Source organism: Porphyromonas bobii, assembly GCF_943169685.1.
GTDB lineage: Bacteria > Bacteroidota > Bacteroidia > Bacteroidales > Porphyromonadaceae > Porphyromonas > Porphyromonas pasteri.
Genome location: NZ_CALPBU010000001.1, coordinates 97,981 through 113,754, shown reverse-complemented (window position 1 = coordinate 113,754; position 15,774 = coordinate 97,981). Strand labels below are relative to the sequence as shown.

The window sequence follows — 15,774 nt, the reverse complement described above, 5'->3', positions numbered from 1 at the left end:
AAAATTCCGTGCGCACAAAAAAATATTTTCGTGCGCACGAAAATTTATTTTTGTGCGCATAGAAATTTCCCTGCGTGCGCACGCAATTTTTTCGCTCTGCGGAAGGAAGCAAATTTTCTTCCGTAGAGCGATTCCTTTCCTTGCGGGAAGAGCTCCCACTTCGAGCAAAAGAAACGTCCCTTGCCCCTCCGAGAACGCCTGCTTTTGAGCTGAGGTGGAGAGAAAAACAGAGCCCCTCGCCTAACAGTATCTGCATTAGGCGGGGAGCTTGTTCGTAGGGAAATACCCAGCGGTGAGGCTGGATGCGAAGGGGCTAGTCCTTGCGGTAAGGAGCGACGATCTTGAAGCCTCGCCCTCGGAGTACGACTTGGCGATCCCGTACTTCCTCGACGTAGACGGTGTATTCTCCCTCACGCTTGAGCGGATGTTCCTTGTAGAAGATGCTTGCGTCAAGCCAGTCGATCTTCACCTTGCGGGCCTCGCCAACTACGGGGGCGACGATCTCGGGGGTGAGCGTGAGCACTCGGTTGACTCGCGACTCGGGGGTCAAGCCCTTCTTCGTGCGCAGCACTGGGATAGCGCTCTCGCTGAAACGTACCGACTTTCCCTTGAGCCGAGCCATGATCCTGCAGGGGAAGAGCTGGCTCAGTTGGCGCGAATTGGTCATGTAGACCCCGAAGCGGTCGGCCGATCCGGCACAGCGGACCTTGACGAGGATCTCCTTAGTCGTCTTGCGGTCCTCGCTGGTGGCGATTAGCTTGATGTCCCCTTCGTACTTGGCCTTGATCTTGACCAGACCCGTCTCGGCTTGCCAGACGATGTCCGCCGCCTTCTCGGGGTCTTCGACCTTGAGGCTCGCACGTGCTCCTCCCCCCGAGAGGCTAAGCGTCTGCACGTCGTCGCCTGGACGGAGCGTCACGGCATCTTCATTCGAAGCGAAGGGAGGAGGGACGACCAGCACCCGCACCCGACGGACTTCGTCGTGAGAACGCAGGGTAAGTGAGGTCTCACCGTAGAGTAGCCCCGAGACCCGAAGCGTGTCTCGGCTAATGCTTGAGGAGGCGATGCGGGCATCTTCGATGGTGGCGGTGTACTTCCCGTCGCCGCCCTTTAGTAGGAGCATCCGTGTCTCGGACTGGGTAAGCTGGAGTTCCTTGGCATCCTCCTCACCAAGACGTAGCGGGAGGATCGGGCGGTCGCTCTCCTTGCGACAAGAGGCGACGAGGAGCACGAGGCTAAGTAGGAATAGAATCTTTTTCATCGGAGGCTTTACTTGACGGTGACGAGGTACTCCAGCTCCCAAGTGCGCTCGGGAGCCTCTACGATCTGGACACGGAGCGAATGTTCGCCCGTGGAGGGGAAGACGAGGATGCGCCCCTCGGGCTCGGTCAGCACATCGTCAATATAATAGAGGCACTTCGCCTCGGGATTCCGTAGCTCCATGTAGTGCAGAGGCAGGCGCTGCGGACAAGAGCCATCTTCTGCGATCCAGTAGAGGAAGGGGATTTCCCCACCTGGGAATTCCCCAAGCCCCTGCGTCTCGAGGGTGAGCGGGAGCGAGTAATCGGAGTACTCCCCATCGGCTAGCGCTCTTAGGCGCACCGTGTAGGTGTAGCCTGGCTCGAGCCCTTCGAGGAAGAAGGAGGTCTTGTCCGTGGAGAGCGTCTTCGTGCTGAGGACGTTCTTCCCTCGCTTCTGTACCAGCTCGAGTTCGTAGGTAGCGCCCTGCAGTTCGCTAGCGGTCCAGGTGAGGTTGCACTCCCGCTGGAGATAAGGCTGGGGAAGTCGCGTCGGAGGAGCAAGGACGTTGGGCTTGGGCTTCTGAGGCTCGTCCTCTCCTTCGGCACCCTTGATCACGGTCATGGAGATATCGTCAAATTCGAGGAGGTAGTTAGCGATGTCGCTCTCGTTGCGTGGGAACACCAGCTCGAAGGTCATCTTCTCTGCGTTCTCGGGGGCTTCGACGACCATGTACTTCTCTCTCCACGTCTTCATCTCGCTCCCTCTAAGGTCCATGCCGATGAGCTGATTGAAGAAGCCGTCCTTGGCGTGCTCCTTCTGTGCCTCCCGAGCGTCTACCCAAGACTTCCCTGCGGGAGCAAGTTCCTTGCCTTCGAGCATGAGTACCTTACCCGCCTTGGGGATCCACGTGATCCGGACGACAGCGAGCTTGGCAGCTAGGCGATTGGCTCCTCCGTCGGACTTGGGGAGGTTGCCTCGGTACCAGTAAGAGACGAGGTACTTAGCCTTCTGTCGGACGGGAAGGGGATCGGGGTAGGTGTATATCTGGTGATCGACGCTGAAGTAGCCCAAGATCCTCATCGCCGCCTTCCCGCCATGTGCCTCGGTGAAGGTGCGGGCAAACTGGTTGCTGGATGTAGAGCTGTGCGAGGGGTAGAGCCACCAGCCAGTGGGTCGAGCCTTCTCAAAGGACTGTAGGGCCTTGAGGTAGGCCACGTACGCATCAACGTAGGCTTTGAAGCGGGCGATCTGCTCGTCAGAGTATTCGATCCCGTGCTCTTCGCCGTACTCTATGATCTTCTCATAGATACCGCCCTCCTTCTCTTCTTCGTCCTCATAGAAGACATCGTCGGGTGTCCTCGGGATACATTCCTCGGGGTAGTCACTTGGGCGGGAAGGCACGGGAGGGAGTGTGGAAGGAGCAGGATCCTCGAGCCCTCCATTGGGCAGAATACTTGCCCCTACCGTCTCGGGACGAGTCGTAGGTCTATTGCGGTTCACCTGCCCCCATAGGCTCACACTCCCTAAGAGGAGTGCAAGTGCCAGGGTGGCATATCTGAATCTAATCTGTATCATTGTCTGGTTATAGGAATCATCTTAGGGTATATAGGAGAGCTTAGCCCTTGGAGGGAAGGCTAAGGGCAAAGGTCGAGGAGATACTGCGAGCGACTTGGTCTAGGCGCTCCCTGAGCGAGCTCTTCCACAGCCCTTCGCCTGCTCGGAGGGAAGCGATGAGACGCTTGACCTCTTCGAGCGAAAGGTAGGGCTCACCACTGGGGCGACGAGTGAACTGCAGGGCGTAGAGGTAGCCGACACCACGTGAGACGAAGCGGAAGGCATCTTCGGGGCGCTCGTTGAGGTTGGCTAGGGTGTTCCGTCCCACGAGCTCCTCTAGGGCTCGGGCAGCGACAGCTTGCGCTAGTAGCGTACGGATGCTGCGCAGGTGCGACAGAGCCTCCTCGTAGCGATACTCAGTGATAGCGAGGCGACCAAGGGCAAAGGCATTGAAGAGCTTCGTCTCCGATCCCTTTAGTCCCGTGAGGCTGTTGGACTGGAGGAGCTTCTGGGCTTGTAGGTAGTAGCCGTAGGCCAGATCCCACGTATGCTCCAGCGCCGTATAGCTGTGCCCTGGGACCAGCTGTGGGGCTTCGTGTGCCTGGATAAGCGTCTTGTCGGTGAGGAACTTCTCGTCAAGGTATTCCCCAAGAGCCTTGTCCAGGTACACGGCACCTAAGGTCATCCCTCGGTAAACCTCCGAGGGAGCGAAGCCATCGGCAGTGACGAAGAAGCGATCGTTGTCCCCTTGGTTATAGCCGATGAATCCCGTCTGCCCAGCACTGGCTCTTCGGTTGTACCGCTCGGTAGCATACGTATCTCCATCGTAGCCAGCCGCCCTGCGTACATCGTCAAGGGTCTCGGCGAAGTCCGACAGGATCGCCGAGCGATACTTACTCTGCTGAGCGGAGGAAGCAATGAGGGGCTCTAGGGCGATCTCATTGTTCCCCCCTTGGGCAAAGAGCTGCTTGAGCTCCTGCCAACGTGCGCCATTGAGGATATAGGCTGTGCGAAGGAATCGTGAGTAAAGCGTCTCAGAGGCAGAGGCGGCTTGCTGAGGTAGGAGTAGGTCTACACTGCTCGTACCCTGACGCTGAAACCTGTAGGTAGGATCGGGGACGAGTGGAGCCTGGTACTGGCTCTCAACCACCTCACCCTCCCAGCGCGAGCAGGCTGAGGTAAGCGTGGTGAGTGCCAAGAGGAGTGCCCAAGAGCGGCTTGAGGTATAAGGCTTCATTTGCACTAAGGAAGTATAATGTACTTGCAGAAGGGAGCGGGCAGACGTGCCTCACCCTCATCGTAGTTCTGTGTCTGGCGTGTCTCTAATACCGGTGTGGCGAAGATGCCATCAGTGGAGACCGCTTGTAGGGAGACGTGGATCGTGGAGCCACGGGCAGCAGTGCCATTGACGAGGAGGAAAAGGGGCTGACCAGAGCTAAGCGTCAGCGTCTGGGTATGCTGGTTCCCATCGTTGAGGATCAAGCTGGCGCCCTGAAAGGTCTTCTCCGTACCCAGCTCATGCAGCAGCTTGTCCGCCCCGACATAGCGAACGACACAGCGTGAGCGCACTTCGCTCTGCTTGCGCAAGCCTCCTTGATGGAGATCCGCAGGTTCGCTGAAGGAATAGGTCAAGGTGACTCGGTAGGTGCGAGGTGTGCCAGGAAGCGTCACCCCTGGATAGACGAAGGTGCTGGGAGTCGTCTCGGGGTTGCCCGAGAGGATCGTCATATCTTCATAGCGACCGTCTGGACGCTCTACCCCACGGAAGGGGAAGAGCTTATCATAGTCCTCCACGGGATAGTCGATTGGGGTATGCTTGCATCCTACGAGGGCAAGAGCTGTGAGCCCTACGAGGCTCTTTAGAAGTCTATTCATCGTGGTGATCACATTAGTAGTAATCATGAGTGGCATCGGGATCATCGTAGAGCTCGGCGATGATGCCCGTCTCTACCCCCTCGGGGTGAAGGTGACGGCTCACTAAACGTCTCGTGCGGTAGGGAGCATCGTACACCTCGACAAGTTCGGCGAAGAAGCGGTCTCCCTTGCGCTCAAAGTCCGAGAAGATGTACTTCGAACTATAACGGATACCTGTGAGGAAGGTGAGCCCCTCGGGGGTACCGACATAGCCTGATCCCAGCCCCACGATCCCTTGGGGAGGTCCATCGGGAATCAAGGCTTTGCGGCTCACAGCCGTGAAGAGTGCATACCGCTGGGCGACGAGGTTGCGTCCATAGGAGGTGAGCTCATTCCTCGTGCTGTACTTCATTATATAGTTGCTCAGGAAGAGCGTGCGTCCTCCCTGATGGATACGTATCTGAGGGTTGCGCATTTGCTCAAAGGCGATGCGGTGTCCCTCGGCTCTCTCAAGGCGAGCTGAGCGGTCTGCATCCTTAGCGATCCTACGAAGGATGAAGTAGGAGTATGCAGGCTTCGTCGTACGAGGGCTCTCGAAGACCAGTTGCCCATCAGCGTCTGTCCCTCGGAAGAGGAAGTCTAGCTCCCCCTCGTAGCGCTCTCCGATCAGCTCGGTGAGGTAGCTACCAGTCGTGAAGCTTAGGCGAGTATAGGCAGCCTGACCAAGTTCATAGGTAGACTTTTGGACGGCCTTGGCAGAGCCATCGGTGTAGTCTCCTCGTAGGTCAAGAGTACCATCCCTGTGAAAGGTCATCTGATAGTAGAAGCCTCCGTAACCGAGTTGGTTGGGGAACTTATGCTGGTTGATCTCCTCCTTCGGGTTCGTGAAGAGTAGGGAGTCTGTCTTCGGGAAATAAAGGACTTCCCACCCCTGGGGAGCGGAGACTAATACCTCTCTTAGCGAGTCTTGTCGTACAAGGCTTCGCTCGGTAGGTGTGTTGGGGAAGACCTGATTATCCCTAGAGCATGCCCCTAGTAGTATGCTTGCCGCTAGGGCGAAGGTGAGGCTAAGGCTGTGTCGCATGATGCTTGTCAAGATACTGGTTCATGAGCTGGAGGCTCTGTAGCTGGAGGCGTTGAAGAGGTATGCGCCAAGCCTCCTCGATGTACTTGGAGAGGAAGGCACGTTTCTGGACGAAGGTCTCATGAGCGATCTTGGCTTCCTCGGCATAGCGACGCTTGGCCTCCTCATCGCCGTCTGCGTCATCAGGGATAGCAGCATCCTGCTCTGCTCGAGTGATGGCCGCTGGGGTCTCGGTGAGTGTGACGCTGTACATCTCTGCTAGGTCTTCGCGTGCACCCAGCATCCCGAGGATGGAGTAAAAGCCTCTGCTGTAGGCGTACCTATTCAGCCCAAGCCCTTCTCTAAGTCTCCCCGACTTCTCATAGCTACGATAGGCATCGGCGAAGGGCTCTGTGGTCGAGCTGTAGCGGTTAGACCCCAACGATAGGAAGCGGTCATGGTCGTAGGGATGAATGGTCATGAGATGCCGGCCGATCTGATGCTGAGCACTACGGACGAGGCGGTACACCTCCACGGGATTAGTGGGAGAGAAGGTGTCTACATTATATATGTATAGCTCGATGGAGGGGGCCTTGCGATTGAAGAGCAGATCTACGCCTTGTCCGTCTCTATTGGCACCACCGTAGAGGTAAATGCGCAGTAGAGGATGGGCAGGGATGAAGTCACTGCTGATGAAGAACTGCTTGTCTCGGTAGAGGCTGAGTACCGTTGCCTCCAGAGCTTCGAGTACGGGGCGTACCTGCTCCAGACGCGGGGGATAGGTGTGGGTAGATCGCTCCGCATGGTTGCGATCCCATCTATAGATAACCTCGGCTTGGTAGGGGCGAGTAATATGCTCCTGACACCAGCGGTCTAGCTCGCTCTGCTGCTCGCTCAGTGGAGGCAAGACGCTCCGTTCACTGAGCTGATCCTTCGAGCAAGAGGCTAGGGCCAAGCCGAGGACAAGTGTGAGGGTGAGGTATATGGATTGTTTCATCATCGTTGGGGTATGCTTAGTGACGTATACGATGGTTGTTGCCCTCCCTTGGATTGGGCTCTAAGCCAGCGGTGATGGCTTCGGTGGGGAGCTGGAGGCACTGGCGAGGGTCGTCCTTCTTGAGGGGACGATAGAAGCTGCTCTTAGAGGATCGTGTGACCTCGATGTTGAAGCGTCTAATGTCAAACCAACGTAGCCCCTCCTCGAAGAACTCCATCTGGCGTAGATGCAGGATGGTACGTATCATCGGCAGCTGACGAACCGTAAGTCCATAGAAGGGAGCATAGAGCGCATAGTTGGAGGTAGAGCCCTGCGTGTAGCTATCATTCGGGACAGCTGGCTCGTAGCCGAGCTTACTCAGGGTGTAGGCCTTGAGGTCTAGGATGGCACGATCATACTCGCCTAGCATGGTGTAGGCTTCCATACGATTGAGTAGGACTTCGTCCGTGGTGAAGAGGACATTGGTCACTGCTAATCCTCGGGGGTGTACCTCCGAGGTCTCCTGCTGGGTAGCCCGTTCGTCGAACTTAGCTAGATAGCGTGTCGTGCGATAGGGCTCAGGGGCATAAACGAAGGGGTAGATAAGGGTCGCATCTCCTGATTGGTCGTCATCCTTGATGGTCTTTCGCTTGAAGATCTTATCTACGATTCCCACAGTCGCCCCATAGCGATCGGTGGCGATCGAGCGGGAGAGACGGGACTCCGTAGAGGCAAGCATCAGGTTAGCCGCGGTCTGAGGAGAACAGTAGATCTCGTGCAGTCGCTCCCTGCGTCCCTCTAGCTGTTCCTGATAGCTGATCCACGGACGTAGAGTCACTCCTGGAGAATTGCCCAGCACGTAGTCGGCGTAGGCGATGCACTGATTCCAGTCCCCCTTCATAAGGTAGAAGCGGGAGGCGAAGGCATAGGCCGCTCGCTTAGAGAAGTGGTACTTCGGCTGCTGATAGTAGCGGTCAGAGACGAGGGAGATCCCCCTCTTGAGGTCTTGCTCGATCAAGGTGTACACCTCCTCGACTGTCCCTCTCTTGTAGTCCACGAAGGCGTGCTTCTCGGGCTTGGTTAGATAGGGTATGCCGGGGCTGGATGCAGAGCGTCCGTAGGGCTCTGCCCATATATTCACGAGCATGAAATGCAGGTAAGCCCTTAGGAGGAAAGCCTCGCCATAGAGAGCACGTGTGCGCTCATTCTTGGGGAAGGTCGAGAGAAGCTCCAGCACCTTATTCGCTTGGGCAATCCCTCGGTAGCATTCCCGCCAGTAGCTCAGCGGTGTATCTAGATCCTCTTGGTCGTAATCCTCCCAGAGGTACATGGACTCCCCTAGGCGGGACTGAATACCATTGACGCGCTCCTCGACATTGTCTGTACGGGGCTCTAGGAAGGGGATGTAGCTGGCCGTGGGATAGGCTCCCGTGAGAAGCTCTTGTAGCTTGTCCTCGGTGTCTATACTGATGTCTAGAGCGGCATCGGGGTTCTTATCTAGGTATCCCTGACAGCCACCGAGCAGGAGGGCTAAGGAGACGAGTAGTAGTGATCGCTTTATCATCGTTATCTATACGTACTTTGAAGTAGAAGGTAGACCCTGCTTGAGGTTCGTTTGTTGCCTCAGGAGAGTATCTATTGTTGCCTCTAAGGAGTTTCTATTGGAAGTCCCGAGGTGTACCTACGTCTGGGTCAATGCCCCTGTCTTAAAATCCTATCTGTAGCGAGAGCGTGTACTGTCTAGGAGTGGGTAGAGATACCCCCCCTGCACGATAATACTCTGGGTCCTGTCCACGTAGACGCTTGTCGGAGTAGATGAGGAAGGGGTTCGTCAGACTAAGCTGTAGCTTAGCTGACTGCAGGCGAAGCTTCTTGGCGAAGGCTTCGGAGACCCGATAGCCCAGCGAGACATGCTTCAGACGTACGAAGCTACCATCGGCGACTCGTAGCTGGGAATAGTTGTAGGTGCTATAGGCACGCTCAATATTCTCCCTACCCACAGCATTGATTAGATCCTGCGAAGGGATGGTAGGGACATCGGTATGCTGTTCGTCCCCAGGATTCATCCAACGATTGCGGTACTCTCCTGAGAAGACATTGAGGTCAGCAAAGGTGGGGTCAAAGGTGGGGTTGAGTCGGATCTTATTGCCCGCCTGCGCCGTGATGAAGAGGGTGAGATCCCAGAGACCGTAGCGCAGGGTGTTCGATAGCCCACCGATGACCTGAGGCTCGATAGGCCCATGATAGGTGAGGTAGCTCTTGGTGTACTGCGTGTCACTGAAGTCTGCACTGTAGACGTTGGCATCCTCACCATGATTGGTGGGATAGAGTCCAAAGTCAAAGGTGGGAAGCCCGTGACTATTCAGCCCTTGGAAGTTGTAGGAGAAGAGCGAACCCTTGGGGTAGCCTACGAGATTACCTCGACCACGTCCAGCGACCATGTCTAGGGCATTGGGGGTATTACGCAGTCTTGTGATCTTCTGGTTCATGAGGCTGAGGGTAAGGCTGCTGCTCCACGAGAGCTCCTTTGTCTCTATGTTCGTCGTGCTGAGTGAGAGCTCGATCCCTTGGGTGCGCATATCCCCAAAGTTGGCATACTTGTAGTACTGGCCCCCGATACCAGAGGTACGGACAAGGTCAATGAGGTCAAAGGCATTACGCTGGTAGAGATCCACCGTAGCCCGTACACGATCACCTGCCCAAACTGTCTCGAGGCCCAGGTTGAGCTCGTACATCTTTTCCCAAGTGAGGTCACGGTTCTCTAGGTGGCGAATGCGCAGGGCATTCTCTCGGTCCTGATAGCGACGAGGCAAGGTAGTCCCACCTTGGTAGACTGAGTTCGCATTGACAGCTTCCTCGTTCATCTTGGCGGTGAGTCCGTAGCTCATGCGCACAGCTAGGCGGGAGAGTAGAGAAGAGGGATGGAAGAAGGCTTCTCGGTCGACGTTCCACTTCCCCCCGACATTCCACGTGGGAAGCCATTGGGTACGAGCGTTGCGCCCCGAAGCATTTGAGCCTTCCATATTGATCAGGGCATTGAGGATATATCGCCCGTCGTAGCCGTAGGTGGTGCTCGCAGAGAACGTCACACCTCGGTCATAGCGTCTAGAGTAAGCGAAGTAATCCTCCCCCTCACGAAGGAGCTTACTAAATATGCGAGGATCCGTATTGATCTGCCCACCACGATCGTACTGCACACCGTAGCCCGTGAAGGGAGTATGCGAGCGATCGGCATAGCGGATCTCAGTGAAGCCAAAGGCCTTGATATCATGGGGGCCTATACGGCGGTCATAGTCCAAAGCCAGACGCATGAGGTAGCTCTTCAGGCTCGTCTCATCCTTCTTGAGTATCCCCCCATGAGGCAGTGCAACCTCGGGACGGCGCTCGGGATGCTCGGGGTCACGTAGCAGGTAGATGTTCGCAGCGCCGACCTCAGGAGTCTCCATAGCTCTGTAGGCAAGGACTTGGTTAGATCGCTCCGTGATCTCGTGAGCCATAGAGGTATATGCCTGTCGGGTGGAGACGAGGGCACGGGCCTCAAGATGTGGTAGGACCTTGTAGCTGGCTTCAGCTTGAGCCTTGAAGTCGAGCACCCCGATGTCCATGTGGTTGGAGCGGTATTCCTGATGGATGTTGAAAGGTGCCCAGTTGTTGCGGTATCGCTCCGACGGTAGGAGCGTACGACTCGTACCCAGAGCATAGCTAAAGGGGTTGATGTCGAAGTCTCTCTCGAAGAGCCCCAGCGTAGTATTCTTGCGCTGAGGCAGGGTGCCTGGCGCGTTCTGAGAGCGGATGTTCCCCTGAGCGGATAGTGTGACCTGCAGGCGATCTCCGAGGTAGAAAGTATTCTTGAGGTTGGCCGTGATGCGCTGTACCCGATCTGCTACTGTCCAGCCTCCGTCATAGAAGAAGCCCAGCGAAGCATAGGTGGCACTACTCCGTCCACCTGCACTGAAGCTCACGGTATGGCTCGTCGTAGGTGTCAGACGGAAGAGCTCCTTGAACCAATCGGTATTGGCTCGCTCGTGCTGCTCGAGGAAGGATCTACGTGCCCCCGGTGTGTTCTCCAGCTTATAGGTCCCCGTCTCGGGATCGTACTCGGAGAGCGCCCTATTGAGTAGATGGTATACCCCACCACGACGGCCGTAGAGTGAGCTAGCCAGACTGAAGTAGCCCTTTTCCCGCATCTCCTCATAGATACCCATCGTCTCTTGTGAGTTCAATAGGTCGTACTGGCTATAGCTGGGTCTGAGGCGCATAGTATTCTCCGTGGCATAGCTTACCCTCAGAGGTGTGTCTCTACGTCCTGACTTAGTCGTCACGACGATCACGCCGTTGAGTGCGCGTGCTCCATATATAGAGGTAGCAGAAGCATCCTTAAGCACCTGTATATCTTGTATATCTGAGGCGTTGAGCCCTGAGACAGCCGAACTGATGAGCGTCGCTGCGTCTCCCGATGCTAGCTGATCGAGGCTAAGGTGCACGAGGTCTTCATAGACCGCTCCGTCGATTACCCACAGAGGTTGTACATTACCTAGTATAGATGCCCCACCTCGGATATTGATACGAGGTGCAGCACCGAATGTACCAGAAATGCTCTGGATGGATAAGCCTGGGACACGACCTTCGAGCATACGAGAGATGTCCTGCGTCCCTTCAAGGTGGATGTCCTTCATCTTCACAGATGAGGCGGCACCTGTATAGACTCGGTTGCGAATCTTCTGATAGCCCGTCACGACGACATCCTCGATGAGCTTGTTGTCCTCCTCGAGGATAATGGTGAGGCGTGTGCTATGGATCTTCACTGTCTTAGCTTGCATACCCACACTAGTCACGAGTAGAGTATCTCCTATGCGGGCGGTAAGGGAGAACTTCCCTACGCTGTCCGTCAGCGTGCCTTGCGTTGTCCCCACAAGCCGTACGCTGGCTCCTATTAAGGCTTCGCCACGGCTACTGCGTACACTGCCCGTGATCTGGTTCGCTTGCTGTGCCAGAGCACTAAAGGGAAGGGCAAGGAGGAGCAGGAGACCAAGGCGTATGATGTATCTAAGTGATTGCTTCATGTCTTGCTAAGAGGCATTAGAGGTTGATACGTACTCCGCCATAGATGCCGAAGGGATGACCGGGTCTGAGGCCAGAGGGATGACGGGAGACGAGATAGACCTTGTTCGCTAAGTTCACAGCGTTGAGGCTTAGGGTGAGGTGGCGGTTGAGGCGTGCCTTGAGTGATGCGTCTATGATCGTATGGCTGGGGATAAGATGTGCCTTGGCGATACGTCCCTGCCCTGGAGCAGTACGCATGTCCGAGTTGTAGCGGACGCTGAGGTTCGCCTCGAGCCACTTGTACTCTAACCCGAGCTGCGCATTCGCTGCATGTCGGAAGATATAGGGCAGTTCATCCCCTGCGAAGACTTCCCCCCAAGCGGAGGAATAGAACTCGTTCTTCATCTGGGTATCGGTCAGGGTGTAGCTGACCTGAAGGGGAAGACGTACCTCCCAGCTCTTAGGCAGGGGTTGCCAAGAGGCTAAGAACTCAAGCCCCTGGACACGTGCTGCTCCTACGGAGAACTGATCCAGCGTACCCTGCCCGCCCGCAGCAGCGAGGTCACTGCCAAGCATATTGGAGTAGTCGTTGTAGTAGCCGATCGCTTCTACCTTCAGATCCTCTGTAGTGAGGCGTATCCCTGCCTCAAGGTTGATACTCTTCTCGGGCTTCTGCTGGTAGTAGGTCATCACGCTTGGGGGAGCGAAGCCCTGATGGATACCAGCGAATATGGAGAGGGGACGAAGGATGCGATAGTTGATCCCGAGGCTAGGAAGGAGTGCTGTAGCGTGGTTGCTTCCCTCGATGCGTAGGTGGCCCGTGCGTCTTGGGTCTTTGGTCGTATAGTCTCGCTTATACAGCTCTACGTCCTCGAGGCGAAGCCCAGCGGTGATGGTCCATCCCGCCCGTGACCACTTCCCAAGGAGATAGGATGCGAAGGCATGGGCTGTCGTGATGCGGTTACTCTGCGAGCCAGGTTGGCCCGCACGGAAGAGGCTCATCTTCCCGCCCTCGATGGAGTAGCTATCATCGTGCTGGAAGCGGTCTTCTAAGTCGGTATGATAGCGGGCACCAGCCTCCAACTGGAGGTAGCTCGAGAGGAAAGGTAGGCGATACTCCACCTTCGTCTGTATCCCACGCGAATGGTAGGAGCGCTGGTTGGCTCGAAGCATAAGCGCTTCTCCAAGGCGGTCGGTGGCACCAGTGAGGATGTCTATGTAGCGGGCATTGGTCTCGGGGTCAGCGAGGATCTCTTCGATGCTTCGCTTTTCGCCTTTCTGATCTCCGATACACACGTCGTTGAGCTTATACCAGTTGCGCCAGAAGTAATTGTAATAGGCACTCGTCGTCACCTTCAGCCCGCCCGTGAAGTCAACGAGGTGGGTCAAGGCTGTCTGCGTGTGGCGAGTCTGCAGCTGGTCCATCTGGGCACCACGGTAGCGGTAATAGGGGCGGGAGGCGAAGTCCTGCTCACTCAGCCCGACGTAGCTCTCATCGGAATGTTCGTTCGAGAAGCCGAGCTTCAGCTCGAGTGCCTGACGGATCTCTGCATCCTCGTCGCTATGTAGTCGGAGCTTCCCGACGACATCATTGCGGTAGAAGCCTGTACGTTCGTTGGGCTCATCCTTCTTAAATCCCTTTGATTGGTAGCGAAGGTATTCGACCAGGTAACCGACATGCTTGTGGTCGCTACCCAGATGAGCGTAGGTATTGAAGGTACCGAAGCTCCCATAGGAAGTACGGAGGCCTGCTTGGAAGCTCTTGGGGATGGGAGTCGATACCATATTCACAGCGCCCCCCGTGGTGAAGGGACCGTACTGCACTTGGCTACTTCCCTTGAGTACCTCAATGGCGTACATGCGGGCGACATTGGGGAAGTAGTAGGCGGCGGGGGCTGCATAAGGGGCGGGGGCTGCAAGGATCCCGTCTTCCATGAGCGAGATACGTTCGCTGCGCTCGGCCTTTGTCCCTCGCAGGCTGATGTTCGGGCGCAGGCCGTAGCCATCTTCTTCGTAGATGTTCACGCCTGGCACGGCACGTAGCATACGGCTGATATCTGTGTAGCCGAACTTCTTCAGTTCCTTTGGCGAAAGGTAATAAGCTGAACCCGTACGGTTGCGAGCTTCGAACTTGCTTCCCAGCATCTGCCGAGCATAGACCACGACCTCGTCAAGTCGACGGACGGAGTCTCTCCTCGTTTCGCCGAGGCTATCTGTCGGGGCTACCTGTGCCTTCGCTCCCAGGATCGCCGAGCTAAGGCTTAGTGTAATGGCTAGTCGTCTAGCTATATGATACATCTTTAATGATAGGTGTTATCCTTATGTGTTCTCTAGGCGCACGCACTCCCTAGCCTTCTCCAGTTCAGATAAAAGGCTATACATAATATTACGTGTCTCGTGGAGATGAGTATATTCCTCCAGCAACCTAGGCAATCTCGCCCGCAAAGATATAGTATCTCCCTTCCCTTTGAAATACCTAAAAAAGGGGATTTTATCCGCTCAATCGTCCCCTTATATACCTGCTTTTGGAACTCCAGCGTTGTCCCACCTACTACGCTCTAAGGAAAGAGCGCGTACACTCCAAGCCGAACTGACCCCGACCTCTTCCTCTTTTTGCCCGCACTTCACAAACAGCTTCTGCGAGCAAATGAAATGGCTCCATCCCAAAAAAAAGATCGCCCTGCGGAAGAATGTCTTTTTTCTTCCGCAGGGCGCAAAATTTCCGTGCGCACGCAGGGAAATTTCTGTGCGCACAAAAAAATATTTTCGTGCGCACGAAAATTTATTTCCTTCCGCAAGGAAATTTCGTCCTCTGCGGAAGGAGGCTTAATCCACTACACAAGAAGCGATTAGGGAGAAGGCACAAAAACTACCTTACCCCCGCCTGCTTGTAGCTTGGAGCGAGGGTCGAAGTGAGGCGCAGGATGAGGTCAAAGAAGACCATCTTCGCCTGCACATTTTGCGCTAAGTGACGGGCGGCTTCATCGATCTCGGCCTCGACCTGACGGACGTTGCGCCCCGTGATGCAGGAGCGCAGGTAGCGGGCGATGCCTTCCTCCCGACTCGTGAGGTAATTGATGTCGGGGAGGGAGAGATTGTAGAGGTAGAACTCTCTGAACATACGCGCCAAGTACTCCAAGAGGCTCGCTTGCTCTTCCTTTGACAGTGCCGCGAGGTCTTCGACAAGGAGCTTCATCTCGCGGGGCTGCGCATTGACCGTCGCGCGGAGGATGCGCTGCAGAAGGGCGTATTCCTCGCCCAGCTCAGCGGCACGACCTTCGTAGAGATCGAGTGCCTTGCGGTAGTTGCCCTCCGAGAGGTGGGCTGCGTAGAGGGCATCCGCCTCGGCATAGTCCGTCTGGGTCGCCCGTAGTGCCGTCTCGATCTCGGGCTCAGTGAGGGGGCGAAGGCGAAGGGTCTGCATACGACTGCGCAGCGTCTGAAGGACGGACGGCTCGTCCATCGTGACCATAAGGATGATGGTGCGCTCGGGGGGCTCTTCGACGAGCTTGAGGAGCTTGTTGCCCAGCGCCTCTTGCATGCGCTCAGGTAGCCAGATGATGAGGATGCGGTAGCCGCGCCCCGAGGTCTGATAGCCCATCATGCGCTGCAGGGGCTCGCCTTCGCGGGCAAAGATCGAGGCCTTCTTCCCATCGCCACCGAGGAGTCCCAGCCATTCATCGTAATAGGTATAGGGGCCCTGCTGTATGAAGCGTCGCCAGTCCTCGATATGGTCTTCGCAGAGGTTCTTCCCCGAAGCGTTGACGATGGGATAGAGGAAGGAGAGGTCAGGATCCCCCACTTCGTCATAGCGACGGCAGGAGGGGCAATGTCCACAGGCGTCCCATTCCCCGCGATCGGTGCAGTTGAGGTATCGGGCATAGGCGTAAGCCAAGCCCAGAGCGCCCTCGCCATCGCGCCCCGTGAAGAGCTGGGCGTGAGGGACGAGCCCCTGGCGAGCCGTCGTGAGGAGCTGTGCCTTGAGGCTATCGTGACCGACAATATCTCTGAAGTACATAGGCTAAAGGATGTAGATGGATGG

The 15,774-nt window shown here is 56.3% G+C and carries 10 protein-coding genes; all 10 read right to left on the bottom strand.

Going from position 1 to position 15,774, the window contains the following annotated elements:
- Positions 1-313: 313 nt before the first annotated feature.
- The 10 genes from KO088_RS00495 to KO088_RS00450 all read right to left on the bottom strand — a co-directional run bounded on the left by KO088_RS00495 (position 314) and on the right by KO088_RS00450 (position 15,750).
- On the bottom strand, positions 314-1,261 hold the full coding sequence (locus KO088_RS00495) for a hypothetical protein (protein WP_215492860.1): 948 nt from the start codon (positions 1,259-1,261) through the stop codon (positions 314-316).
- An 8-nt stretch (positions 1,262-1,269) separates the two neighbouring features.
- On the bottom strand, positions 1,270-2,817 hold the full coding sequence (locus tag KO088_RS00490) for a fibronectin type III domain-containing protein (RefSeq protein WP_215492858.1): 1,548 nt from the start codon (positions 2,815-2,817) through the stop codon (positions 1,270-1,272).
- A gap of 40 nt (positions 2,818-2,857) precedes the next feature.
- Positions 2,858-4,033 carry a DUF4856 domain-containing protein gene (locus tag KO088_RS00485; RefSeq protein WP_215492856.1) on the bottom strand — a complete coding sequence of 392 codons (1,176 nt, stop codon included), beginning with the start codon at positions 4,031-4,033 and terminating at the stop codon, positions 2,858-2,860.
- A 5-nt stretch (positions 4,034-4,038) separates the two neighbouring features.
- On the bottom strand, positions 4,039-4,671 hold the full coding sequence (locus tag KO088_RS00480; protein ID WP_251419688.1) for a hypothetical protein: 633 nt from the start codon (positions 4,669-4,671) through the stop codon (positions 4,039-4,041).
- 13 nt (positions 4,672-4,684) lie between these two features.
- Positions 4,685-5,734, bottom strand: coding sequence for a DUF4302 domain-containing protein (locus KO088_RS00475; RefSeq protein ID WP_215492852.1), 1,050 nt, complete (start codon positions 5,732-5,734; stop codon positions 4,685-4,687).
- Positions 5,718-6,710 (bottom strand): putative zinc-binding metallopeptidase, encoded by a 993-nt coding sequence (locus KO088_RS00470; RefSeq protein ID WP_251419685.1) that lies wholly within the window; start codon positions 6,708-6,710, stop codon positions 5,718-5,720. The genes KO088_RS00475 and KO088_RS00470 overlap by 17 nt, the downstream gene beginning before the upstream one ends.
- 16 nt (positions 6,711-6,726) lie before the next feature.
- Complete coding sequence (locus KO088_RS00465) at positions 6,727-8,253, bottom strand: RagB/SusD family nutrient uptake outer membrane protein (RefSeq protein ID WP_215492848.1); 1,527 nt, start codon at positions 8,251-8,253, stop codon at positions 6,727-6,729.
- Between the two features lie 142 nt (positions 8,254-8,395).
- Positions 8,396-11,752 carry a SusC/RagA family TonB-linked outer membrane protein gene (locus KO088_RS00460; protein WP_215492846.1) on the bottom strand — a complete coding sequence of 1,119 codons (3,357 nt, stop codon included), beginning with the start codon at positions 11,750-11,752 and terminating at the stop codon, positions 8,396-8,398.
- Between the two features lie 16 nt (positions 11,753-11,768).
- Entirely contained in the window at positions 11,769-14,030 is a 2,262-nt protein-coding gene (locus KO088_RS00455) for a TonB-dependent receptor family protein (RefSeq protein ID WP_215492845.1), read from the bottom strand.
- A gap of 571 nt (positions 14,031-14,601) precedes the next feature.
- Positions 14,602-15,750, bottom strand: coding sequence for a DNA polymerase III subunit (locus tag KO088_RS00450; protein ID WP_215492844.1), 1,149 nt, complete (start codon positions 15,748-15,750; stop codon positions 14,602-14,604).
- Positions 15,751-15,774 lie beyond the last annotated feature (24 nt).